The sequence below is a fragment of the Collinsella aerofaciens genome (assembly GCF_040915425.1).
Classification (GTDB): domain Bacteria; phylum Actinomycetota; class Coriobacteriia; order Coriobacteriales; family Coriobacteriaceae; genus Collinsella; species Collinsella aerofaciens_BW.
The window spans coordinates 1-23411 of record NZ_JBCPDN010000034.1 but is presented as its reverse complement, the minus strand read 5'-3'; the positions used below and the strand labels follow the sequence as shown (position 1 = coordinate 23411).

Sequence of the window (23411 nt, the reverse complement as noted above, 5' to 3'; positions counted from 1 at the left end):
CCTCCCCCCTCTCGGTTGGGCCGGCGACTTCGGGTGCAGACGACTCGGGTGGTGTGACGGGCGGTGTGTACAAGGCCCGGGAACGCATTCACCGCGGCATGCTGATCCGCGATTACTAGCAACTCCGACTTCATGGGGGCGGGTTGCAGCCCCCAATCCGAACTGGGGCCGGCTTTCCGGGATCCGCTCCCCCTCGCGGGGTGGCATCCCTCTGTACCGGCCATTGTAGCACGTGTGCAGCCCAGGGCATAAGGGGCATGATGACTTGACGTCGTCCCCGCCCTCCTCCGCCTTGACGGCGGCGGTCCCGCGTGGGTTCCCGGCATCACCCGATGGCAACACGCGGCGGGGGTTGCGCTCGTTGCGGGACTTAACCCAACATCTCACGACACGAGCTGACGACAGCCATGCACCACCTGTATGGGCTCCTCTCGGCCACGGGGTCTCCCCCGCTTCACCCATATGTCAAGCCCTGGTAAGGTTCTTCGCGTTGCTTCGAATTAAGCCACATGCTCCGCTGCTTGTGCGGGCCCCCGTCAATTCCTTTGAGTTTTAGCCTTGCGGCCGTACTCCCCAGGCGGGACGCTTAATGCGTTGGCTGCGGCACGGGGGGATCGTCCCCCCACACCTAGCGTCCATCGTTTACGGCTGGGACTACCAGGGTATCTAATCCTGTTCGCTCCCCCAGCTTTCGCGCCTCAGCGTCGGTCTCGGCCCAGAGGGCCGCCTTCGCCACCGGTGTTCCACCCGATATCTGCGCATTCCACCGCTACACCGGGTGTTCCACCCTCCCCTACCGGACCCAAGCCGCGGAGGTTCCGGGGGCTTCGGGGGGTTGAGCCCCCCGCTTCGACCCCCGGCCTGCCGGGCCGCCTACGCGCGCTTTACGCCCAATGAATCCGGATAACGCTCGCCCCCTACGTATTACCGCGGCTGCTGGCACGTAGTTAGCCGGGGCTTCTTCTGCAGGTACAGTCTTGACTCTTCCCTGCTGAAAGCGGTTTACGACCCGAAGGCCTCCGTCCCGCACGCGGCGTCGCTGCGTCAGGGTTCCCCCCATTGCGCAAGATTCCCCACTGCTGCCTCCCGTAGGAGTCTGGGCCGTGTCTCAGTCCCAATCTGGCCGGTCGGTCTCTCAACCCGGCTACCCGTTGTCGGCACGGTGGGCCGTCACCCCGCCGTCTACCTGATGGGCCGCGGAGCCATCCCCTCCCGTCGGGGCTTTAGCCCGGGCGCCATGCGGCGCCCGGGGGTATCCGGTATTACCCGTCCTTTCGGGCGGCTATCCCGGGGGAGGGGGCAGGTTCTCCACGTGTTACTCAGCCGTTCGCCACTCGCTTCTATCCGAAGATAGGTGCCGTTCGACTTGCATGTGTTAGGCGCGCCGCCAGCGTTCATCCTGAGCCAGGATCGAACTCTCCGTCCAAAATATATGGGCTTCGAGCCCGTCCGGTCCTCACAACTATTAGCTGATCGGTTCCGTTCGATTCATATGGTTTTAGTATAGGAAAAGGAATTTCTCGGGGCCGCCTCTCGGCGGCCTTGCGAAAAACAAATCCAAGTTAGACCATTTCAAATGGTTCGATGTCTGCCCGGATGCGACACAGCTTGTGTGTCCATCCTCGCAGTATCCGGTTCTCAAGGTGCACGCCCCGCGGCCGATCCGGTTCCACCGGGCCGCGCGGCAAGGAGATATATTGCCAGACCGGAGGGGCCCGGGGGGCGGGAATCTGTGCGTACACATTTCCTACACATCATGGGATTCGACTAACGTTTGCCAGCCGTTACCTACCGCTCGCCGAGCATCTCTTTATATAAGGCAGTCTCATGGTTAAAGCGGATACGTCCCCCTAGCTAAAGCACAGCCAGCATCGAGCAACTCATCGCGTTCTTCCACCGAGAACCCCTCGGCGTAGACGCGCACCACTGGTTCGGTCCCACTAGGACGGACCAGCAGCCACGTGTCATCCTCGAATGCCAAACGCAAGCCATCCATATGACTAACGTTTTGCGGCACCTTGCCACAAATCGACTTGGGGTTTACGCCCGGCAGCAGGGTTCGTAACGTTTCGGCATCTTCGGCCTCAAGGCGTAAATCGCGTCGACCGTAACTCGTCTTACCAAAACTGTCCTCGAGTTGGTCGACCAGAACGCCCAAAGGCGCGTCCGTCTTTGCCATAAGCTCACACAGAATCAGACAGGCGAGGATTCCATCGCGCTCGGGCATATGTGCGGCGATGCCGATACCACCGGCTTCTTCGCCGCCTATGAGGACGCCGCCCTTCTTCATCTCCGCCGCTATATATTTGAAACCGACTGGTTTGACGGTCACGCGGCAGCCAAGCGCCTCGGCAATGCGACGCACGAGCGTCGAGCATGAAAGATTGACGACGACGCGCCCCTCCAAATTACGAAATTGAACCAAGTCGCCCAAAACGAGCGCCATGATCTGATGCGGATGTATATATCTGCCGCGCTCGTCAACCGCACCGATACGGTCGGCGTCGCCGTCGGTCACCAGGCCAGCGCAAGCTCCGTCCTCGATAACCGTGTGCTCGCAAGCGTCCACCCAAGGCTCAACGGGGTCGGGGCAGATATCTTCTTGGTCAGACGCCCGCCCGGCGTGAATCTCGTGCACCTCAACGCCAAGCTCGCGCAGCAAGTCGGCTAGATAGCCCTGGGCTGCGCCGCCCATGGGATCGACAACCACGCGCAAGTGCGCGGCACGGATGGCTTCGGCATCGACAAACGATGCCACCGCCTGCATATAGTCTGGAATGATATCTGCGGTGCGATATTGCCCCTCGATCTCCATTGGCTCGGGAGCCATGGTCTCTTCGAGCTCTTCGATGACATCCTGGTTGGCGGTCGAGCCGTCACCCATGCGAATCTTGAGGCACAGATAACCCTGCGGATGATGGGACCCCGTCACCATGAGCGCGCCGCACGCCTCACCGTCATAAGCCGCCGCCCACGTAAGGGCAGGGGTCGGAACAGGTCGCGAAGCGAGCACGGCGTCCAGCCCGTGCGCTGCTAGCACGCCCGCCGCAAGCTCAGCGAACTCGCTCGCCAGGGGCCGGGTGTCGAACCCTATATATACCGTTTTGCCCGGATTGGTCTTTTGCCACAACTCGCCGACGGCATCGGCGATACGGGCAACGTTATCGGCAGTGAAGTCCTCATCGACGCGAGCGCGCCAACCGTCAGTTCCAAAATGAATTATCGCGCACACGCGCAGACACCTCACAGTGTTTGGATCATGGTACGCATGGGGTATACCCGCAACATGCACTCGGCAACCTGCCGGCACCAGCATTCACCATTTGGGCAAATGCTGCCGAGGACATGCAAGCAATAAAAAAACCGCCCCGTATGGAGCGGTTTGCCCTTTATATATCGAGCGCCTCGGCCATCGCGGCCGTAGTGATTGCCGTGGTTCCACAGCAACTGCCCACCATTGCGGCACCGGCATGTCTCCATTCGATGCATGCGCGCGCGAAAGCTTCGGGGTTCTCGTGCCATACGGGGCCATCCTGAGTCTGGACCGGATCGCCTACGTTGGGACGCACCGTGACGGGAGTAGTCGCCGATGCAACCATCCTGGGCACCGCCGCGTTCGCGGCCGCAAGCGAACAGCAATTAACACCAACCGAATTTGCGCCGTGTTTTTCGGCGTACAAAACGGCTGCCTCGATGTTGAGGCCATCGCCCAGCAGGTCGCCTTTATCGTCAACGACAAAACTCACCAGAACAGGCATGCCGTCGGCGGCATCTCGGGCGCCGGCAAGCATGGGCTGCAGATTACGGATAGACGTCACCGTCTCGATCAGCAGACCGTCAACACCAGCATTGAGCAAGGCGTGCGCCTGTTCGCGCGCAATGCCGCGGATTTCACGATACTCGACAGAGTCCTCGGCAAACCACTCAATACCGATCGGGCCCATTGAGCCCAGCAGTAGCTGAGGGTGCGCCTGGCGGGCATCGTCGACGGCCCCGCGATTGACCTCCGCCACGGACGGCGCAATCTGGTCGTGCTTGAGGGCATAGCTCGATGCCTGAAAGGTATTGGTAATGAGCACCTGCGCGCCGGCGGCGACATACAAGCGATGGATACGAGAAACGGTCTGCGGCTCTGCCAGATTCCAAAACGCCGGTGGAATGTCGGCAGCATCGTACTCACTCAACAGAACACTGCCCATGGGGCCCTGCGCCAACAAGGTCTCGCTCGACAAGCGGCGCGTAAGTTCCTCGGCACCAAAGCGGTTGTAATAACTCGTATCCATATATATCCCGCTATTCCTCGACGCTGATTCCCTGCTTTTCGAGATAGGCGAGCCAGCGGCTCATCGTGTCCTCGGATAGCGCATGCTCCATCATGCAGGCCTCGGAATCGGCTCGCTCAAATTCGACACCGAGCTCCTGAACCAAAAACGTGCGGATGAGGCGATGACGGTACCAGATAGCCGTGCCAACCTCGCGGCCGCGATCGGTCAGGATCACCTTGCCGTAGTGCGATTGCTCGACAAGCTCGGATGCCTTGAGCGCCGAAACCGCTTTATTGACCGATGCCTTGGAGACGCCAAGGCGCTGCGCGATGTCGACCGATCGCACGCCGTTGGTTTCCCCCTCTTCGCTTTCAATGCGAACCATGCACTCCAAGTAGTCTTCGTTCGCCACCGTCAGATGTAGTTCGCGCGAGCTATTTGTCGTATCCATGATCTTCCGTCCCTTCTGCATTCAATGGCTGATTCTACCCCATCCAAGCGTCGTGGTATGCCGTGGCATACCGTGCTAGAGTTCTTGTTGCACACGACGACCAAGATTGGAGCGGTCTTTATGGAAAACACCACCACGAGCCCCGATGTCCTCGAACGCTTTTTGCGCTACGTCCAGATCAACACGCAGTCCGAGGATGCAAACTGCGACCAGGTACCCTCGAGCGCCGTTCAGTTTGACCTTGCCAACGTGCTGGCTGAAGAGCTGCGCGAGCTTGGTGCGGAAGATGCCCACGTGACCGAGCACGCCTATGTCTGCGCGCATATCCCCGCAAGTGCGGGCGCTGAGGACAAGCCCGCCCTGGGCCTGATCGCCCATCTCGACACCACCGAAGTTGCACCGGGCGCCGGCGTGAAGCCGCACATCGTACACTACGAAGGCGGCGACCTGGTCTGCGGCACGGTTGACGGTAAGCCCGTTGCCATGGGTACCGCCAAGCTTCCCGCCCTGAATGACCTCGCGGGTGAGGACCTGGTCTGCAGCGATGGCACCACGCTGCTGGGCGCGGACGACAAGGCGGGCGTCGCCGAGATCATGTCGCTTGTCGCGCGTATCGCTCAGGACCCTTCTCTGCCCCATCCCGCACTCGGCATTTGCTTCTGCCCTGACGAGGAGATCGGCCACGGAGCCGAGCTGTTGGATATCGATACCTTTGGCTGCAAGTACGCCTACACGGTCGACGGCGGCCCCATCGGCGAGCTGGAGTGGGAGTGCTTTAACGCCGCCGAGGCGACCGTCCGCTTTGAGGGCCAGTCCATCCACCCGGGCGACGCTAAGGGCCGTATGGTCAACGCAGGCAATCTGTTCTGCGACTTCAACGCGTTGCTCCCCTACGTGCAGCGCCCGGAGTATACGGAAGGCTACGAGGGCTTTTATCACCTTGAGGGTGTATCTGCGACCGTCGATCACGCCACAGCGCGCTATATCGTCCGCGACCATGACGCCGCCAAGTTCCAGCAGAAACTCGACCTTATTGATGCCGCCGCCTCGATACTCAACCAGCGTCTGGGTGAGGAGCGCGTGACGGTCGAGATTAAGCAACAGTATCGAAATATGGCCGAGATCGTTCGTGACTATCCCGAGCTTATTGATGTTGCCAAGGAAGCCTACCTTGCCTGCGGCGTTGAGCCCCAAGTGCTGCCGATTCGTGGCGGCACCGACGGCGCCCAGCTGTCGTTCCGCGGTCTGCCCTGCCCCAACCTTTCCACCGGCGGCTATTGCTACCACGGCGTCAACGAGTTCGTCCCGGTCAGCTCGCTCGTCAAGATGACCGACGTGCTCCAGGAGCTCGTCGCCCGCTTTGCATAAGCCTGGCTGCATAAGCCCAAAAGACGAATCGCCCCGTCCTCAACCGAGAACGGGGCGATTTTTTTGCTGCAACGAGAACAGGTTGACGCACGCCAGCCTCTTAACGCAAGGAGTGTCCCAAACTGCCGGCACATAAGGAACGTCCCCAAGTGCCAAGTGGACTACCCAACTGCAAGTGACGACATCGCTGGTTGAATCAACGTCAGCGAGCGACGTCCAGAGCGAACAAGTTGGCATGAAAAAGGCAGGGCATTGACCTTCTGGTCATGCCCTGCCTTTTGAATGACAAATTGTCGCTCTGGGCGGCGCGCAGCGTCAAGCGGTTACGCGGTTTGGTAAAACCGCGTAACTTAGTAGTTGGCTTCGTAGCCGTTGCCGTCGCCGGTGGGCTCTTCGTAGTAGTCCGAATCGCTTGAATCGCTTGAGTCATCGGAATCGTCAGAGCTGACCGATGAGGTTGCGGTACCGTTTGCGTAATCGTCAGACGTGTTGTTGTTCAGGTCGCCGATCGTAGGGCTGGAACCGTCGGAAAGACCCATGGTGTTGGGACCCTTGGGATCCTTGCCGGCATCGACGCGCTCCATCATTTCCTTGAGCTCGTCCTCGTAGACAAAGACGTAGCTCACACCGTCGATCATGGTGCTGTCGTCGGCGTACGAGGGCAGGTTGGCCGAGTAGATACCGTCGACATCCATACCGCGCATGGCGTTGACCGTAGCCACGATATCCTGAACGCTCATATCAGTTACGAGCATATCGGACAGCGAATTAACCAGGCCAAAGATCTTCGTGGCATCGAAGTTATTGAGAATCTGGTTGGCAAGGGCGCCAAGCACCTGACGCTGGTGGCGCATGCGCGTGTAATCGCCGTCGGCATAGGTGTAGCGGCAGCGGGCATAGGTAAGGGCGGTGGCACCGTCCATATGCTGCTGGCCAGCGGTAATCTTAATATCCAGGTGCTCGGGGTCGTCAACATCATCGGTTGCGTTAATGTCGATACCGCCAACCGAATCAATCAGCGCCTGCATACCGTCGAAGCTGACCTCGGCATAGTGGGAAATCTGAACACCGCACAGCTCGTTGACCGCCTCGACCATGGCCTCGGCGCCGCCAACGGTATGGCAGGCGTTGATCTTCATGGTCTCGCCCTTGTACTCGACCTTGGTGTCGCGCGGAACGGAAATGAGCGTCGCCTGTTTTTGCGTGGGGTCGATGCGTGCCAGGATAATCGAGTCGGCACGATACGTATCCTCGCCCGGACGGCCGTCGGTGCCAAGAAGCAGCACGTAGAACGGATCCTTTGCCTCATCGGTGTCAACCAGAACCCGACACAGATTGTCGGTAATGACATTAGAATCGCCGAGCTTGCCCATAATGGTGGCAAACCACAGGCCGGCAGCGGTAGTGGCACTCAGCAGCACACCAAGCACGACAATGAGCGCGACGTGACGAATCGTGTGGCTACGACGACGTTGACGAGCGCGCTCGGAATAGCGAGCCACGTTATCGCGACTGTAGATCTTGGCCTGCGCACCAGTTGAGGGTCTTCGGGCGGCGGTATCCGCGAGGGGCTTTTTATTAAACATAGGCAACCTGTATTAGTAGATGACGGGATCGGGGACGGAAGCATGCTCGACATGCGCGCCGAGCGCCTGCAGCTTTTCGACAAACTGCTCGTAGCCGCGCTTGATGTGATGGATGGCCGAAACCTCGGTCGTCCCGTCGGCGATCAAGCCCGCTACGACGAGGGCCGCTCCGCCACGCAGATCGGGCGAGGTAACCTGTGCACCCGAGAAGCCCTTAACGCCATGAATCATGGCATGATGGCTCTCGATACGAATGTCGGCACCCATGCGCACCAGCTCAGAGGCAAACATAAAGCGATTCTCGAAGATGTTCTCGGTAATAACGGAACTGCCGTCGGCAAGGGCGGAGAGCACCATAATCTGCGCCTGCATGTCCGTCGGGAAGCCGGGGAACGGAAGCGTCTGGATGTCGACCGGCTTGATACGCTCGGCACGGTTTACATGGACGCCATCCTCGATGCGCTCGCAGTCGATACCCATGAGCTCCATCTTCTTGAGCACCATGCCCAAGTGAATGGGGCAAAAGCCCGTGACATCGACACCGCGATCGTCGGCCATCAACGCACCGGCAACGATAAAGGTACCGGCCTCGATGCGGTCGCCCACTACGCGATGGGTAACAGGATGCAGCTCTTCCACGCCCTCGATGGTCACGACGGGCGTACCCGCGCCGACAATCTTGGCGCCCATCTCGTTGAGCATGTTGGCGAGATCGACGATCTCGGGCTCGCGGGCGGCATTGTCGATAACCGTGGTGCCCTGCGCGCGCACGGATGCCATGATGAGGTTCTCGGTCGCACCGACGCTGGCGAACTCGAGCGTGACGGTGGTACCGCGCAGACCTTGGGGCGCATTAGCGTTGATGTAGCCGTGGGCGGTATCGAACTCAACGCCCAGGGCCTCAAGACCAAGAATGTGCATATCGATCTTGCGAGCACCCAGGTTGCAGCCGCCCGGCATGGCGATCTTGGCGCGATGGAAGCGACCCAGCAGGGGTCCCATCACGGCTGTGGAAGCACGCATCTTGGCAACGAGCTCGTAGGGGGCCTCCCAAGAATCGACCTGAGAGGTATCAATCTCGAGCGTATGCTCGTCAAGGACATCGATTGTGGCGCCCATACCCTTGAGCACCTTGCCCATCACGTGGACATCGGAAATATCGGGCACGTTCTGCAGCGTCGTCTTGCCCGGCGCCAGAAGCGTTGCCGCCATGAGTTTGAGCGCGGAGTTCTTGGCGCCCGAAACGGGCACGGAGCCTCCGATGGCGTGGCCACCCTCAACGCGGATAATATCCAAGGTCTACCCTTTCAAAAAGCATGCCCGGGATGGCTGGGCCATCCCGGGCATGATGTGTTCGCAAATGGTCGAACGCTAAATCGTTTGACTATTGGGCAAGCTTGAGCTTACACCATGCGATTTCATTATAGAGGTAGGCGCGGCGTGCATCATCCTCCGACAAATTACCCAGCTTCTCTTCAAAACCTTGAATATCAGCTTTAAGCTTGTCGGCATCGACGGTCGCCAAATCGCAAGCGCGCTCGGCGAGAACGGTCACGACATCGTCCGCAACCTGGGCATAGCCGCCGGCCACGGCAAACGTGTGGTCGACAGTGCCCATGGCCTTATCGGAAACGCGAACGTAACCGCGGTCGATCGTGCAGATCTCGCTGGAGTGAGCAGGCAGAACGCCAAACTCGCCATCCGTGGACGGAATCGACACAAACGCAGCGTCGCCCTCATAGGCGCAGCTCACGGGGCACACGATGCGGATACGCATAACCTACTTCTCCCCCATCTTGCGGGCGCGCTCGCGCACGTCCTCAATCGTGGAAGCATAGCGGAAAGCCTGCTCGGGCAGGTCATCGGCCTTGCCGTCGACAATCTCGGCGAAGGAGCGGACGGTATCCTCGACGCGGACGTAGACACCGGGGTTGCCGGTGAACTTCTCGGCGACGTGGAAGGACTGCGAGAGGAACTGCTGAATCTTACGGGCACGGTTGACCGTAAGGCGCTGCTCCTCGGACAGCTCGTCCATACCCAGAATGGCGATGATGTCCTGAAGGTCGGAGTACTCCTGCAGGAGCTCCTGGACCTTGACGGCGACACGGTAGTGCTCCTCGCCGACGATCGAGGGATCGAGAGCGTCGGAGGAAGATGCGAGCGGGTCGATAGCCGGGAACAGGCCGAGCGACGAAATGCTACGCGAAAGAACCGTGGTGGCGTCGAGGTGCGTAAACGTTGTGGCAGGCGCCGGGTCGGTCAGGTCGTCTGCGGGGACGTAGACAGCCTGGACGGAGGTAATGGAGCCCGTCTTGGTCGAGGTAATGCGCTCCTGGAGGTCGCCCATCTCGGTTGCCAGCGTGGGCTGGTAACCAACGGCGGACGGCATACGGCCCAGCAGTGCGGAAACCTCGGAACCTGCCTGGGAGAAGCGGAAGATGTTGTCGATGAACAGCAGAACGTCCTGGCCACGATCACGGAAATACTCAGCGGTAGTAAGGCCGGCCAGACCGATGCGCAGACGCGCTCCGGGCGGCTCGTTCATCTGACCATAGACCAAGCAGGTCTTGTCGATAACGCCAGACTCGCTCATCTCGAGGAACAGGTCGGTGCCCTCGCGGGTACGCTCGCCGACGCCGGTGAACACCGAGGTGCCGCCGTGCTCCTGGGCGAGGTTGTTGATGAGCTCCTGAATCAGAACGGTCTTGCCGACGCCGGCGCCGCCGAACAGGCCCGTCTTGCCGCCACGGATGTAGGGCTCGAGCAGGTCGACGGCCTTGATGCCGGTCTCGAAGATCTCGGTCTTGGTGGTGAGCTCGTCGAAACGGGGCGCTGCATGGTGGATGGGGTAGAACTCCTCCACCTCGGGCATGGGCTTGCCGTCGACGGGCTTGCCCATGACGTTCCAAATGCGGCCGAGCGTCTTGGGACCAACGGGCATCTTCATGGGCTCACCGGTATCGGTGGCGATGAGGCCGCGCTGCAGGCCGTCGGTCGAGGACATGGCGACCGTGCGGACGACGCCGCCCGGAAGCTGGCTCTCGACCTCGAGGATCGTGCTCAGGTGACCGATCGGGGTCTCGGCCTCGACCGTGAGCGCGTTGTAGATCGGGGGCACCGCGCCGTCAAACTTGACGTCGACGACAGGGCCGATGATTCGCACGATGCGACCATCACCGGCAGTCGTCTTCTTGGTGGCTTCCTCGACCGCAAGCTTTACGGTGTTATTAGCCATTACTGTTCCTCCAATGCTGAGGCTCCGCCGACGATCTCGTTAATCTCGGTCGTGATCGAAGCCTGGCGCACGCGACTATACGTGCGGGTAAGGGTCGAGATGATCGCGGTGGCGTTTTCCGTCGCGGAGTGCATGGCCTTGCGGCGTGCACCCTGCTCGGCAGCCGCCGAATCGATCAGGGCCTGGTAGATGACCGTCAGGATATAAGACGGCACAAGCTTGCCGAGAACATGCTCGGGAGAGGGCACGAACTCGAACGTGGACGAGATGCGCTTAGGGGCGTCGGTCTCGTTCTTACGCGGACCGTGGGCCATAGCGATCATCTCGGGGTCGAGCGGCAACAGATGCTCGACGCGAAGCTCCTGATCCACGCGGTTCTTGGCGTGGTGGTAGACAAGCTCGACACGGTCAAGCTCACCGGCACGATACGCATCGCAGATATGAGAGGAGATCATGCGGGCCTGATTGAAATCGGGCTCAGAGGAGTTGCCCTCAAAGTGCATGACGACGTTTTCGCGGTCACGGAAATACGTGGCCGGTTTGCGCCCACACGCGATGATCTCGCACTCGATGCCGTCGTTCGCCCAAGAAGCGGCGAGCTTTTCGGCCGTGCGCTCCACCGTCGTATTGAAACCGCCGGCAAGGCCGCGGTCCGAGGCAATAACGACAATCAGGCCATGCTTGACGCTCTCATGCTTCTGCAGCATGGGATCGGTGCCCGAACAGGAGGCGTCGCCGGCGACCGTCAACATGACGTCGGTCAGCGCCTCCTTATAGGGCTCGGCCTGCTTGGAGCGATCGAGAGCACGACGGATCTTGGCCGTAGAGACCATCTCCATCGTGCGCGTGATCTGCTTGGTCGTGGTAACCGAGGAGATTCGCTTCTTAATGTCGCGAAGGTTGGCCATGGGGCTTAGTTCTCCTCTGATCCAGAAACATCCGAATGGTGCTTGGCCATGAACTGCTGCTTGAAGTCGCCGATGACGCGCAAGAGCTCAGCCTTGGTGTCATCATCGATCTTCTTGGCGCGAACCTTGTCGAGCAGCGAGCCAAAGCCATTGTCCATGTACTCGATAAGCTCGGCACGGAAAGGCAGCACGTCGGCGATCTCCAGGTCATCCAGGAAGCCCTCGTTGCCAGCGAACAGCGTAACGATCTGCTCGCCAACCTCAAACGGCTTGTAACGCGGCTGCTTAAGGAGCTCAGTCATGCGAGCGCCGTGGGTAAGCTGCTTTTGCGTGGCCTCGTCGAGGTCGGAGCCGAACTGCGTGAAGCCGGCGAGCTCCTGGTACGAAGCAAGGTCCAGACGGAGGTTGCCGGCGACCTGCTTCATGGCCTTGGTCTGCGCGTCGCCACCGACGCGGGACACGGAAATGCCCACGTCGACTGCCGGGCGCTGGCCCTGGAAGAAGAGCTCGGACTGCAGGTAGATCTGACCATCGGTAATGGAAATGACGTTGGTCGGAATGTAGGCCGAGACGTCGCCGTCCTGGGTCTCGATGATCGGAAGAGCCGTCATGGAGCCATAACCGTTCTTCTTGGACATCTTGACTGCACGCTCGAGCAGACGAGAGTGCAGGTAGAAGATGTCGCCAGGATAGGCCTCGCGTCCGGGCGGACGATGCAGCGTCAGAGACATCTGACGGTAAGCCACAGCCTGCTTGGACAGGTCGTCGTAGATGACGAGCACGTGGCCGCCGGGGTTGGTCTCGCTGGCGGGCTTGCCGTCCTCGCCGTTGTACATGAAGAACTCGCCAATAGCGGCACCGGCCATAGGCGCGATGTACTGCATAGGGGCGGAATCGGCAGCAGTGGCCGAAACGATGATGGTGTAGTCGAGCGCACCGTGCTGAGCGAGGGTCTCACGGATGTTGGCAACCGTGGAGGCCTTCTGGCCGATGGCGACATAGATGCAGACCATGCCCTTGCCGCGCTGGTTGAGGATAGCGTCGATGGCGATGGCGGTCTTACCGGTCTTACGGTCGCCGATGATGAGCTCACGCTGACCGCGGCCAATAGGCACCATGGAGTCGATAGCGAGCAGACCGGTCTGAACCGGCTCGCACACCGGGGTACGATCGATGACGCCGGGAGCCTTGAACTCGATGGGGCGACGGTGCGTAGCGACGATGTCGCCCAGGCCGTCGATGGGCTGGCCGAGCGGATTGACGACGCGGCCGAGCATGGCACGGCTCACGGGGATATCCATAACGCGGCCAGTGGTGCGGCACTCGTCGCCTTCCTTGATGGAGTCGACGGCACCGAACAGAACGGCGCCGACCTCGTCACGGTCAAGGTTCTGGGCAAGGCCGAAGACGGTCTCACCGGTATCGGAGCTCTTGAACTCCAGAAGCTCGCCTGCCATGGCGCTCTTAAGGCCGGAGACGCGCGCGATGCCGTCGCCTACCTCGTCGACCGTTGAAACCTCATGCGTATCGACCGTCGCGGAGAGGCTCGTGAGCTGCTCCTGCAGTTTCTTGGCGATATCCTGGGCATTGAGGGTTTCGGACATTAGGCTTCACCTCCGTACGAATTAGCAGAGTTTGCGAGGGTCTCCTGCGCGATGCGCAGCTGCGTCTTGACGGAAATGTCACGACGCTCGCCGCGGGCCTCGAGCACCAGGCCGCCCACGATAGACGGGTCGACCTGCTCGATAAGGAATACCTTGCGGCCGAAGTCCTGCTCGCATTTCTTAGTGATGGTTTGACGCAGCTCGTCGTCGAGCGGGATCGCCGTGGTGACGGTCACGCCCACTACATCCTCGTCTTCCTCGGCAACATACTTAAAGGCAGCTGCCACCTTGGGAAGAAGGTCGAGCTGGTCGCGCTTGGACATGGTGTCGAGCACGGCGATGATCTCGGGGCTGGCAGAAGCCAAGCGCTCGATCATCTCGAGGTCCTCGAACACATGGTTCTCGGCCTTGGCGGCTTCCAAAAGGGAACGCGCGTAGGTCTCGAGCACCTTGTCCTGATAGCGGCTAGTCGGCATTCAGGCTACCTGCTTCCTGGATGTAGCGCTCGATGAGCTTCTTCTGCTCGGCATCGTCCTCGAGTGCCTCGCCCACGATCTTGGTGGCGACGGCAACGGACAGGTCGGCGATGGAGCTCGCGGCACCGGCGTAGATGGTCTTGCGCTCGTCCTCGACGGTCGTATGGGCCTTGGCGATGATCTCCTCGGCCTCCTTGTGAGCAGCCTCGATGATACGGGCACGCTCGGACTCGGCGTCCTTACGGGCCTCGAGAACGATGTCGGCAGCCTGACGACGGGCGTCGGTGACGATCGAGTCGGACTCAGCGCGCTTGGCGATAGCCTCCTGCTTGGTCTTCTCGGCCTCGTCGAGGCTCTCCTCGATCTTCTTGCCGCGCTCCTCCATGGTTTTCATGATGCCCGGCAGGGCGACCTTGGCCAGCACGATCCAGATAATCAGGAAGGCGATAAGCGCCGGGATGAACTCCGCCATCTTAGGGATGAGGATGTCCGCACCGGCGGCGCCGTCCTCGGCGAACGCGGAAACCGGCATGAGCAGCGCGGCCGCGGACGCGGAGAGTGCGATCGCGCTCTTCTGGGATGAAAGATTCATACTTGACGCTCCGTGCTATTTAACGATCAGCGCGACAACGAAGCCGATCAGAGCCAGAGCCTCGCCGAAAGCGGAGCCCATGATGAAGACGGTGAACACGCGGCCCTGGACCTCAGGCTGACGGGCCATAGCACCCGTAGCACCCAGAGCAGACAGGCCGATAGCAAGACCAGCGCCGATAACACCGAGACCGTAACCGATAACTCCCACGATTCCTCCTTTGTCGTGCGTGTCTTATTTCACGCAGGATAACCTTTTTATAACTGCCGGGCTCCATGGGTACGGGCACCGGCGGTTTAACGAATTGCCTTACCTTTAAGGCGCGAACGGAAGACTACTCCTCCTCCGCGACCTCCTCTGCCTCGGAGACATACACGGCGGTAAGGACCGTGAAGACGTAAGCCTGGATGGCGCCGACCACAAGCTCGATCGCATAGATCAGGATGAGAATGGCAAGCCAGGCCAGCGAAGGCAGGGCGCCGACGGCGTGGGCCGCGGAAACCTGCTGAAGCAGCGGCTGCATGAACATGCTCGCCATGATGGCGAACGAGCCCATGACCACGTGTCCTGCGAACATGTTGCAGAACAGACGGACGGCGAGCGTGATGAGGCGCAGGAAGGTCGAGAAAAGCTCGACGACCCACACGAGCACGTTCATCGGGAAGCTCACGCCCTGCGGAGCGAGGCTCTTGATGTAGCCGATCACGCCGTGAGCCTTGCATCCGTAGTAGATGAAGTACACGAAGGCGAAGATGGCGAGCGCGGCGGTGGAGCCGATTGCACCGGTGCCGGGCTTCATTCCCGGGATCAGGCCGATCATGTTATTGATCAGGATGAACAGGAAAAGCGAGCACAGGAACGGGAAGTGCTTCTTCCAGTTCTCACCCACGACGCCCTTGCCGATATCGTTCTCGACGTACTCGATGATGTACTCGAAACCGTTGACGAAGAAGCCCTTGGGGACCAGGGTCTGCTTCTTCTTGAACACGGCCAGGACGATCAGGAGCACGATCGTGGAGACGATCAGCCAAAACGAGTACTGCGTGATGCCGCAGCTCAGATCGCCCACGACAGGGGTGGAGCTGAACTCGCTGACCAGATGATTAATCTCATCAGGCAGCTTTTCAAAAATTTCCACGACTTACCTTTCGACCTCATGAGGATCTCGTAGCGCCTTGGCGACGCGAACCGCGCAGGCGGCCATAAAAGCCACGAAGCCGATCGCCTCGCCCAGGAGGAACATGCGAAATGCCTCTCCGAACAACACAAACACAACCAAGGTAAAGACGAGCAGAGCGATTGCCGAGACCGCCAGACTCACCATACCCTTGAGCATGTCCGCATTCTGCTTATCGTCAAGAACCGGCTTGAGCGTAAAGACAAAGGGAAGGAAGGCAATCGCGCCCGCGATGGCACCTGCAACGATAGCGAGCAGATCGGCTATCTGAAACACTGGCGTCCTCACTTTCCTTTTTTATCGCCTCACAGGACAGTTCCCGCCAAACATTGGTGACTATTGTACGAGCCAATCGCTAAAGTACAACCGTAAAACAAACGGTTAATACGCACCTGTACGTTTTCTTAAGGCCTTCTTTATGCCGCAGGTACGGTAATACGTTTTTTCGAACCCCTCAGCGCAAAACGTCCGTTAACAGGAGTGCGCGCGGTCGCCTTTTGTTCGACCGCGCGCACCGTTTCTTCGTATTTGCAGCCGCGGCCGTCTTAGCCCAGCGACTAGAGCGTGCCGTAGATGCGGTCGCCGGCGTCGCCCAGGCCGGGAACGATGTAGGCGGCCTCGTTGAGATGGTCGTCGATGGCGCACGTATAAATATGTACGTCGGGGTCCTTTTCGGTCAGTGACTTGAGGCCCTCGGGCGCGGCGACGATGCACAGCATGCGGATATCCTTGACACCGCGCTCGCGCAGGTAGCTGATGGCCATCTCAGCCGAACCGCCCGTGGCGAGCATGGGGTCGACAACCAGGCAGATGCGCTGGTCGATATCCTTAGGCATCTTGCAGTAATACTCATGCGGCTCGTGGGTGACCTCGTCGCGTTCCATACCGATGTGGCCCACGCGAGCGGAGGGCACCAGGTCGAGGATGCCGTCGACCATGCCAAGGCCCGCACGCAGGATGGGCACGATGGCGAGTTTCTTGCCGGCAAGCTGCTTAAACGTTGCGGTGGTGATGGGGGTCTCGACTTCGACGTCTTCCATGGGCAGGTCGCGCATGGCCTCGTAGCCGTCAAAAAGTGCGAGCTCGCGCACAAGCTGGCGGAACTGGTTGGTGCCGGTGTTTTTGTCGCGCAGGATCGACAGCTTGTGCTGGACGAGCGGATGATCGACAAGCGTCACACGGGACGCATCGTAGGTGACGGTCATGGGTTGATTGCCCCTTTCGTTGCGGCCGCAAAACGGCCTTGCTGACAAGGCGCGCAGCAATGTTGCCGCCGCACGCCATGCATAAGTTTAGCGGTTTGTTGTATCGAGCAGCCCATCGCAGCCCTACTGTGCAGCACTGAGCGAGCGCTTGACTGCATCACGCCAGCCCGCAAGGTTTTGCTCGCGACGCTCGGCGGACATATGGGGAAGGAAGGTCCTAACGATCTGGGCATTTTGCTCCAGCTCTTCAAGGTCTTCCCAATAGCCGACGGCAAGACCCGCCAAGTACGCGGCACCGATTGCCGTGGTCTCCACCGTCTCGCATTGCAGCACGGGGATATCCAGCAGGTCGGCCTGGAATTGCATGATGAACTCGTTGCGTGAGGCGCCGCCATCGACGGACAGGCGCTCAATCGAAAGTCCCACGTCCTGCTCCATGGCGCGCAGCACGTCATAACTCTGGTAGGCCATGGACTCGCAGGCCGCACGCACAATGGTCGCGCGACTCGAAGCACCGGTCAGGCCGCACACGATACCGCGGGCATGCGGATCCCACCAGGGAGCGCCCAGGCCAGCGAAGGCGGGGACGAAGTAGCAGCCCTCGTTGTCGTTGATCGAAGCGGCGAGTTGCGCGGACTCGCTCACACTCGAGATGATGCCCATGTTGTTGCGCAGCCAGTTCATGGTTGAGCCGGCGGCAAAGATAGAACCCTCGAGCGCATAGCTGATCTTGCCGTCCGCGGCGATACCGATCGTGGAGACCAGACCGTTCTTGGATTCGACGACCTCGTCGCCGGTGTTCATGAGCATAAAGCAACCCGTGCCATAGGTGTTTTTGGTCTGGCCGGGATGGAAGCAGCAGTGGCCGAACAGCGACGCCTGCTGATCGCCCGCCACGCCCATGATGGGCGGCATGTTGGTCATGATGTCGCTCGCGACGCGGCCGTAGTCGCCCGAGCTCCAACGAACCTCGGGCATCATGGAACGCGGAACGTCAAAGAGCGCCAGCAGGTCGTCGTCCCAATCGAGCGTATGGATATTAAAGAGCGCCGTGCGGCTGGCATTGGTGTAGTCGGTGGCAAAGACCTGACTGCCGGTGAGGTTGTAGATGAGCCAGGTGTCGATGGTGCCGAACATGAGGTCGCCCGCCGCCGCGCTCTCACGCGCACCGTCGACGTTGTCGAGGATCCACTGCACCTTGGAAGCCGAGAAATACGGATCGAGCGTGAGTCCCGTGCGGGAGCGCACCAGCTCTTCTGCGCCCCGCTCGACCAGCTCGTCGATCAGAGGTGCGGTGCGACGGCATTGCCACACGATGGCGTTATAGATGGGTTGGCCGCTTATGCGGTCCCACACCACCGTGGTCTCGCGCTGGTTGGAGATACCGATGGCGGCGATGCGGTCAGAATGGATGCCGCTCTTAAACTGGACCTCCATCATCACGCCGATCTGGCTGGCAAGCACCTCCATGGGGTCTTGCTCTATCCAACCGGGACGCGGGAAGCTGGTTTTGACGCTACGACGTGCCTGCGCGACGATGCAGCCGTACTCGTCGACGATGGTCGCAAGTACCGAGGTGGTGCCGCAGTCGAGCGCCATGATGTAGGAACCGCCAAAGTTAAACGAGGCATCTTCCATGCCCAGGCTGCCCAGATTCAACGACATCGCTTACACCTTTCTATTGCATCGGGTCGGACAGGACCCGTTCGATCTCTGATGCGGGAAGTGCACCTTGGCGCAGGATCTGGAGCCCGCCGTGCTGGAACGACACGATGGTCGAGGCGTCGCGACACGGGGTCTCGCCGGCGTCGACGGCAACATCGACCCCCTCCAGGATGCGACCTTCGACGGCGGCAAAGCTTGCCGGCGAGGGCGCGCCGTGTGTGTTGGCGCTCGTGCAGGCAAGGGGACTGCCGCAGGCGCGGATGAGCGCTTGGACCACGGGAGAGGCCGAAGCGCGCAGGGCCACGGTGTCGTCGGCAGCACGCATAAAGGTCGGCACGCAGGGAGCCGCCTTGACCACGATAGTCAGGGCGCCCGGCCAGCATCGTCGCGCAAGTACGCGGGCATCTTCCGGGATATCCACGCCATAGCAGTCGAGCGCCTCGACACCATCGACCAGCCAAGCGACGGTTTGCGTGAGTTCACGTTGCTTGAGAGTGAAGATACGGCGGTAGCCGGTACCGAGCGCAGGGACCGCGGCGCCATTGACGGCAGCCTGCGGATCGCGCGGCCACGATGGGAATTCGCCTGTATCTTGGGGCACGGCGTCCGAGAAGGCGTTGACCGCCACGGCGACACCGTAAACCGTCTCGGTCGGGATCAGCGCCAGGCCGCCGCGGCCGAGCACCTCGGCCGCGCGCTCGACGGCAAGCCGATGCGGCTCGCGCGTTCCCTCATATACCCGATAGACCGTCTGCATGTGTATGCCAGCCCCTTACGCTCTGGTGCAAGTTTGTTTACTGTGGGGCATTCTCGCACGAAACGTTCAACCTATTTGCCCAGAGCGCATGTTGGTTTGGTGAGCGGCTCTAGTAGTCGGTGAAAGTGAGGGGGTTATTGGACTGCGACGAACTTCTTTGGCCTGCCGGCGTGGCGTTCTTGGGCGGCGTAGCGCTCGATGCTGTCTATCGTTATCATCCGACGGCCGTCGACAAGTTCAACATCGAGCTTTCCGGCTTTGACCAGCGCGGTAATCCGCGGAGCGGAGACTTTGAGGTCCAGCGCTGCGTCTTTAAATGTTCGGCACGCCGCTTCCCGAGCGTCCTCGTGGTCGATTTCGACTGAAAGGGCCACGACCTCGGCCGAGCGTTCGTACCCTGCCGGAGTCAAACCGTTGTTGAGGTCGTCGGCCAAAAACGCCATCAGTGCCTCGGTGGCATGGGCAATCGCTTCTTCGCGCGTATCGCCATCGGCAAAGGCGCCGGGAATCTGCGGGAAACTGGCGCAGTAACCGTCGTCTTCTTTTATGAGAACGCAGTCATAGGTAAATCGCTGCCTCATTTTGCCTCCAACTACCATTCAGCTTGGCGACGAATACTTGCCCACGTGCCCTTCTTTGGTCGATCACCACCAGAGCCGTTCACGGTGACAACACGGTCACCAGAAACATACTTAGCATGACTACCGACTTGCGCGACCTTCACGAATCCATCGTGCTTGAGTAGGGCAATGATTTCCCGAAAGGTAGGAGGTTGCATGGGCCGACCTCTTTCAGCCGTCCTAATTATAAACTACTTTATAATTTTTGCTAACCAGTTAATAAATATTACTGGCGCTGTTTGGGCTCGGTGACGATGGCTCGGACGATGCGGGGGCGATCGGTGAGGTCATGGACGATACGCACGTCCGAAAGGCCTGCCTGGCGACAGAGCTCGGCCGCGGCATCGAGGGCACCCTCGTAGAGCTCGCAGGCAAACAGGCCGCCGGCGCGCAGCATGTAAGGCGCCGCATTGAGCAGGCGGCGGAAGATATCGAGGCCGTCGGCGCCGCCCTCGAGCGCCAGGTCGGGCTCAAAATCCTTGACCTCGTGCGGCAGCGAGCGCATAACGTCGGTCGGAATGTAAGGCGGGTTGGAGACGAGCACGTCAAAGGTGCCCCACTCCTCGCGGGGGATGGAGCTCACCAGGTTCGTGAGGCTGAAGGCGACCTCGTCGGACGTGAGGCCAAGCGCATCGCGGTTTTTGGCAGCAAGGTCGATGGCGCGCGGCTCGATATCGGTAGCAGTGCAGGTAACGTGCCCGCGGCGCTCCCAGGCAAGGGAGAGCGAAATGCAGCCCGTGCCGCAGCCGACCTCGAGAACGCGGGCAGTGCGGGGCTCGGCTGGGGCAGATACGTTGGCCTCGGCGGCATCTTGCGCGGGAGTCGCCTGTTGGTCGTTGTCCTCAATGGCGATGCCGTATTCGTCGAGCTCGGGCTCGGGGGTTTCCATGGCCTCTGCTTCTGCCGCTTCGGCTTCTGCTGCCTGCGCGGCGGCTTCCTCGGCCTCGCGGTCGGCCAGTTCCTCGGCATAGGCGCGGCTGCCGAGCACGTCGCTACCCAGCGCAGCCTCATCGGCGGCCGTCAGGTTGGCGGCACGGCGCTCGGCGGCCGCGCGTTCGTCTGCCAGCGCGGCCTCAGCCTTGCGTGCCTCCTCGACCTCATCGTTCCAAGGCAGCTCAACACGCTGACGGGCAGCAGCCTCGGGGCTCAGCACCTCGGCATCCAGATAATTGAGGACTTCCTCGACGAGCATCTCGGTCTCGGGACGCGGAATGAGCACGCCGGGGGCGCACGTGACGTCGATCATGCGAAACTGCGTGCTGCCGGTGATGTACTGCAGCGGTTCACCTTTAGCGCGACGAACAACGGCCGCGTGCATGGTCTCGAGCTGAGCCGCGTTAAGCGTCTCGTCCATGCGCATATATAAGTCGATGCGTGCCAAACCCGTGGCAGCGCAGAGCAGCCACTCGGCAGAAAGACGGGGGTGCTCCTCGCCGCGCTCGGCCAGGTACTCCTTGGTCCACTCGAGACAACGCTTGATGGTCCAAATCTCGTTTGCCATGGGGCCCTCCCCTCTTAAGCGCCGGACGGCGCGCGAATGTCGGAGCAGATTGTACGCGAGGGCGGCACGCGGCAAGGGACGATTGGAAGCGATTATCGAGAATCAGCCCAGAATTTTGCTTGAATCGCAATCGAAGTGTTCATTCGTCGACGTCTAAATCTGCATCCGTCAAGCTTTTGGCAAGGTTGCCCCAAAACTGACCAATATCTAACCAAGAACTTGCCACATCGCTTGACGCGCGACCCATCAAAAATCGCCCCGCGACTTCTTGAACGATTTTTCGAGCAATATTTTCAATATCAGATGAAGACTGTTAATTACTTTGAGCAGGTAGACAGCTTAATTTCTAACAAAGCAGATTAAATAAACTCGAAAAGTATTTTACTCAACCCAGTCATTTAAGAACGTCCCCAATGACTACATCTAAGGCGCCACAGGTTGAGCATACCGCATCCGGAGCAAGGCAACGCCGCAGGCAGAGGACGGACAGCGAGCGACGTCCAGAGCGAACAAGTTGGCATGAAAAAGGCAAGGCATAGACCTTCTGGTCATGCCTTGCCTTTTGAATGACAAATTGTCGCTCTGGGCGGCGCGCAGCGTCAAGCCGTTACGCGGTTTGGCAAAACCGCGTAACCCACTACACAGCCTGCGCCAGCTTCTCGGCTCGCTCGGCGGCGGCGAGTGCCTCGATCACGGTGCCGAGCTGATCGCCCAGAAGGACGCCGTTGTAGGTGGAGTTGAAGCCGATGCGGTGATCGGTCACGCGGTCCTGGGGCTGGTTGTAGGTACGGATCTTCTCGGAACGGTTGCCATGGCCGATCTGGCTCTGGCGCTCGGCACCGAGCTCGGCCTGCTGCTTCTCGAGCTCCATCTCGTACAGACGGGCACGCAGCATCTGCATGCAGACCTCGCGGTTCTGGATCTGGGAGCGCTGCTCCTGCGACTGCACCACGGTGTTGGTGGGCAGGTGGGTGATGCGGACGGCGGAATAAGTGGTGTTAACGCACTGACCGCCAGGGCCGGAGGCGCAGTAGGTGTCGATGCGCAGGTCGGACTGGTTGATCTGGACGTCGATCTCCTCGGCCTCGGGAAGCACGGCGACAGTTGCCGTGGAGGTCTGGATACGGCCCTGGGACTCGGTCTTGGGGACGCGCTGGACACGGTGCACGCCGGACTCGTACTTCATGACGGAGTAGACGCGGTCGCCCTCGACCTTGAACTCAATGGACTTAAAGCCGCCGGCCTCGCTGGGGCTGGAATCGAGCACGGTGGTCTTCCAGCCGCGCGACTCGCAAAAGCGCTGATACATCTTGTACAGGTCGCCGGCGAAGATGGCCGCCTCGTCGCCACCGGCGGCGGAGCGAATCTCGACGATGGTGTTCTTGTCGTCGTTGGGGTCGCTCGGGATGAGCATGTACTTGATGTCTTCCTCGAGCTGGGGAAGCTTGGCCTCGTTCTCGGAGATGTCCATCTGGAGCATCTCCTTCTCATCGGCATCGGTGGTATCGTGCAGCATTTCCTTGGCAGCCTCGATGTCATCGAGCGCGCCGATGTACTCGCGCGAGGCGGCGATGAGGTCGGACTGGTGCGCGTACTCCTTGTTGAGACGCGTGAACTCCTTGATATCGGAGGCGACGGCCGGGTCGGAAAGCTTCTTCTCGAGCTCCTCGTAGGCCTTGATAATCTTTTCGAGCTTGTCGCGCATGGCGGGACTCCTTTATATGCGTGAAGGTGAAAATCGGCAGAGTTGATGGGGCGCGCGGCGCCACTGCGGGGGTAAGCCCGGCTAGAACATGTCGATCTTCAGATACATGCGCATCCCTTCGCGTATGGGGTACATAGTTGCGGTCTAACCCAAACATGATAGCGTGCCCAGGCAAACCTGCATATAACCCGCACGGAATGATTGGTGCAAACAAACCTGACCTTGATTATCGACTTTATCCGAACACCTCCCACATTCATCCGTACATGTACGGATGAATGTGGGAACCCGATACC

Annotated in this window: 22 protein-coding genes and 1 rRNA gene; 1 reads left to right on the top strand and 22 read right to left on the bottom strand. The window is 60.4% G+C overall.

The annotated features are described in order from the left end of the window. From AB5164_RS06100 to AB5164_RS06085, 4 genes are all read right to left on the bottom strand, one after another. Positions 1–1426, bottom strand: a 16S ribosomal RNA gene (locus AB5164_RS06100); the annotation flags it as partial. A gap of 405 nt (positions 1427–1831) precedes the next feature. Then, positions 1832–3232, bottom strand: a complete 1401-nt coding sequence (locus tag AB5164_RS06095) for a phosphoglucomutase/phosphomannomutase family protein (protein WP_368142953.1) — start codon at positions 3230–3232, stop codon at positions 1832–1834. Between the two features lie 157 nt (positions 3233–3389). Then, complete coding sequence (locus AB5164_RS06090) at positions 3390–4283, bottom strand: homocysteine S-methyltransferase family protein (RefSeq protein WP_006235725.1); 894 nt, start codon at positions 4281–4283, stop codon at positions 3390–3392. Positions 4284–4293: 10 nt separating this feature from the next. Further along, positions 4294–4716 carry a metal-dependent transcriptional regulator gene (locus tag AB5164_RS06085; protein WP_040359600.1) on the bottom strand — a complete coding sequence of 141 codons (423 nt, stop codon included), beginning with the start codon at positions 4714–4716 and terminating at the stop codon, positions 4294–4296. Between the two features lie 120 nt (positions 4717–4836). Between AB5164_RS06085 and pepT the strand changes: the two genes are divergently transcribed. Next, the gene (pepT, locus tag AB5164_RS06080) at positions 4837–6084 is read left to right on the top strand and encodes a peptidase T (RefSeq protein ID WP_368142951.1); all 1248 of its coding nucleotides are present in this window, start codon (positions 4837–4839) and stop codon (positions 6082–6084) included. 350 nt (positions 6085–6434) lie between these two features. Here the strand turns inward: pepT and AB5164_RS06075 are convergent, their stop codons facing one another. The 18 genes from AB5164_RS06075 to prfA form a co-directional block, all read right to left on the bottom strand. After that, positions 6435–7670: an LCP family protein gene (locus AB5164_RS06075; RefSeq protein ID WP_368142949.1), complete on the bottom strand. Its 1236-nt coding sequence runs from the start codon at positions 7668–7670 to the stop codon at positions 6435–6437. A gap of 12 nt (positions 7671–7682) precedes the next feature. Next, on the bottom strand, positions 7683–8966 hold the full coding sequence (gene murA / locus AB5164_RS06070) for a UDP-N-acetylglucosamine 1-carboxyvinyltransferase (protein WP_368142948.1): 1284 nt from the start codon (positions 8964–8966) through the stop codon (positions 7683–7685). Positions 8967–9054: 88 nt separating this feature from the next. Next, positions 9055–9447, bottom strand: a complete 393-nt coding sequence (gene atpC / locus AB5164_RS06065; RefSeq protein ID WP_006235718.1) for an ATP synthase F1 subunit epsilon — start codon at positions 9445–9447, stop codon at positions 9055–9057. Between the two features lie 3 nt (positions 9448–9450). Beyond that, positions 9451–10905 (bottom strand): F0F1 ATP synthase subunit beta, encoded by a 1455-nt coding sequence (gene atpD / locus AB5164_RS06060; RefSeq protein WP_006235717.1) that lies wholly within the window; start codon positions 10903–10905, stop codon positions 9451–9453. Further along, on the bottom strand, positions 10905–11813 hold the full coding sequence (atpG, locus tag AB5164_RS06055; protein ID WP_055310126.1) for an ATP synthase F1 subunit gamma: 909 nt from the start codon (positions 11811–11813) through the stop codon (positions 10905–10907). The genes atpD and atpG overlap by 1 nt, the downstream gene beginning before the upstream one ends. A gap of 5 nt (positions 11814–11818) precedes the next feature. Continuing rightward, the gene (gene atpA, locus AB5164_RS06050; RefSeq protein ID WP_006235714.1) at positions 11819–13417 is read right to left on the bottom strand and encodes a F0F1 ATP synthase subunit alpha; all 1599 of its coding nucleotides are present in this window, start codon (positions 13415–13417) and stop codon (positions 11819–11821) included. After that, on the bottom strand, positions 13417–13893 hold the full coding sequence (locus AB5164_RS06045) for a F0F1 ATP synthase subunit delta (protein WP_006235713.1): 477 nt from the start codon (positions 13891–13893) through the stop codon (positions 13417–13419). Before AB5164_RS06045 ends, atpA begins: the two co-directional genes overlap by 1 nt. Then, positions 13883–14485: a F0F1 ATP synthase subunit B gene (gene atpF, locus AB5164_RS06040; protein WP_271738309.1), complete on the bottom strand. Its 603-nt coding sequence runs from the start codon at positions 14483–14485 to the stop codon at positions 13883–13885. The genes AB5164_RS06045 and atpF overlap by 11 nt, the downstream gene beginning before the upstream one ends. 15 nt (positions 14486–14500) lie before the next feature. After that, complete coding sequence (locus tag AB5164_RS06035; protein WP_022094262.1) at positions 14501–14695, bottom strand: ATP synthase subunit C-like protein; 195 nt, start codon at positions 14693–14695, stop codon at positions 14501–14503. A gap of 124 nt (positions 14696–14819) precedes the next feature. Beyond that, complete coding sequence (gene atpB / locus AB5164_RS06030; protein ID WP_022094263.1) at positions 14820–15623, bottom strand: F0F1 ATP synthase subunit A; 804 nt, start codon at positions 15621–15623, stop codon at positions 14820–14822. A gap of 3 nt (positions 15624–15626) precedes the next feature. Beyond that, positions 15627–15938, bottom strand: a complete 312-nt coding sequence (locus tag AB5164_RS06025) for a hypothetical protein (RefSeq protein WP_035138788.1) — start codon at positions 15936–15938, stop codon at positions 15627–15629. A gap of 281 nt (positions 15939–16219) precedes the next feature. Continuing rightward, positions 16220–16867: a uracil phosphoribosyltransferase gene (gene upp / locus AB5164_RS06020; RefSeq protein WP_040359658.1), complete on the bottom strand. Its 648-nt coding sequence runs from the start codon at positions 16865–16867 to the stop codon at positions 16220–16222. Between the two features lie 123 nt (positions 16868–16990). Next, positions 16991–18532: a glycerol kinase GlpK gene (gene glpK, locus AB5164_RS06015; protein WP_195544538.1), complete on the bottom strand. Its 1542-nt coding sequence runs from the start codon at positions 18530–18532 to the stop codon at positions 16991–16993. Positions 18533–18545: 13 nt separating this feature from the next. Next, positions 18546–19289, bottom strand: coding sequence for an L-threonylcarbamoyladenylate synthase (locus AB5164_RS06010; RefSeq protein ID WP_368142945.1), 744 nt, complete (start codon positions 19287–19289; stop codon positions 18546–18548). Between the two features lie 134 nt (positions 19290–19423). Beyond that, positions 19424–19870 (bottom strand): type II toxin-antitoxin system HicB family antitoxin, encoded by a 447-nt coding sequence (locus AB5164_RS06005; RefSeq protein ID WP_118260181.1) that lies wholly within the window; start codon positions 19868–19870, stop codon positions 19424–19426. 11 nt (positions 19871–19881) lie between these two features. Further along, positions 19882–20067 (bottom strand): type II toxin-antitoxin system HicA family toxin, encoded by a 186-nt coding sequence (locus AB5164_RS06000; protein ID WP_152067890.1) that lies wholly within the window; start codon positions 20065–20067, stop codon positions 19882–19884. A 68-nt stretch (positions 20068–20135) separates the two neighbouring features. After that, entirely contained in the window at positions 20136–21410 is a 1275-nt protein-coding gene (locus tag AB5164_RS05995; RefSeq protein ID WP_368142943.1) for a N5-glutamine methyltransferase family protein, read from the bottom strand. 637 nt (positions 21411–22047) lie between these two features. Continuing rightward, positions 22048–23115, bottom strand: a complete 1068-nt coding sequence (prfA, locus tag AB5164_RS05990; RefSeq protein ID WP_035138783.1) for a peptide chain release factor 1 — start codon at positions 23113–23115, stop codon at positions 22048–22050. Between the last annotated feature and the right edge of the window lie 296 nt (positions 23116–23411).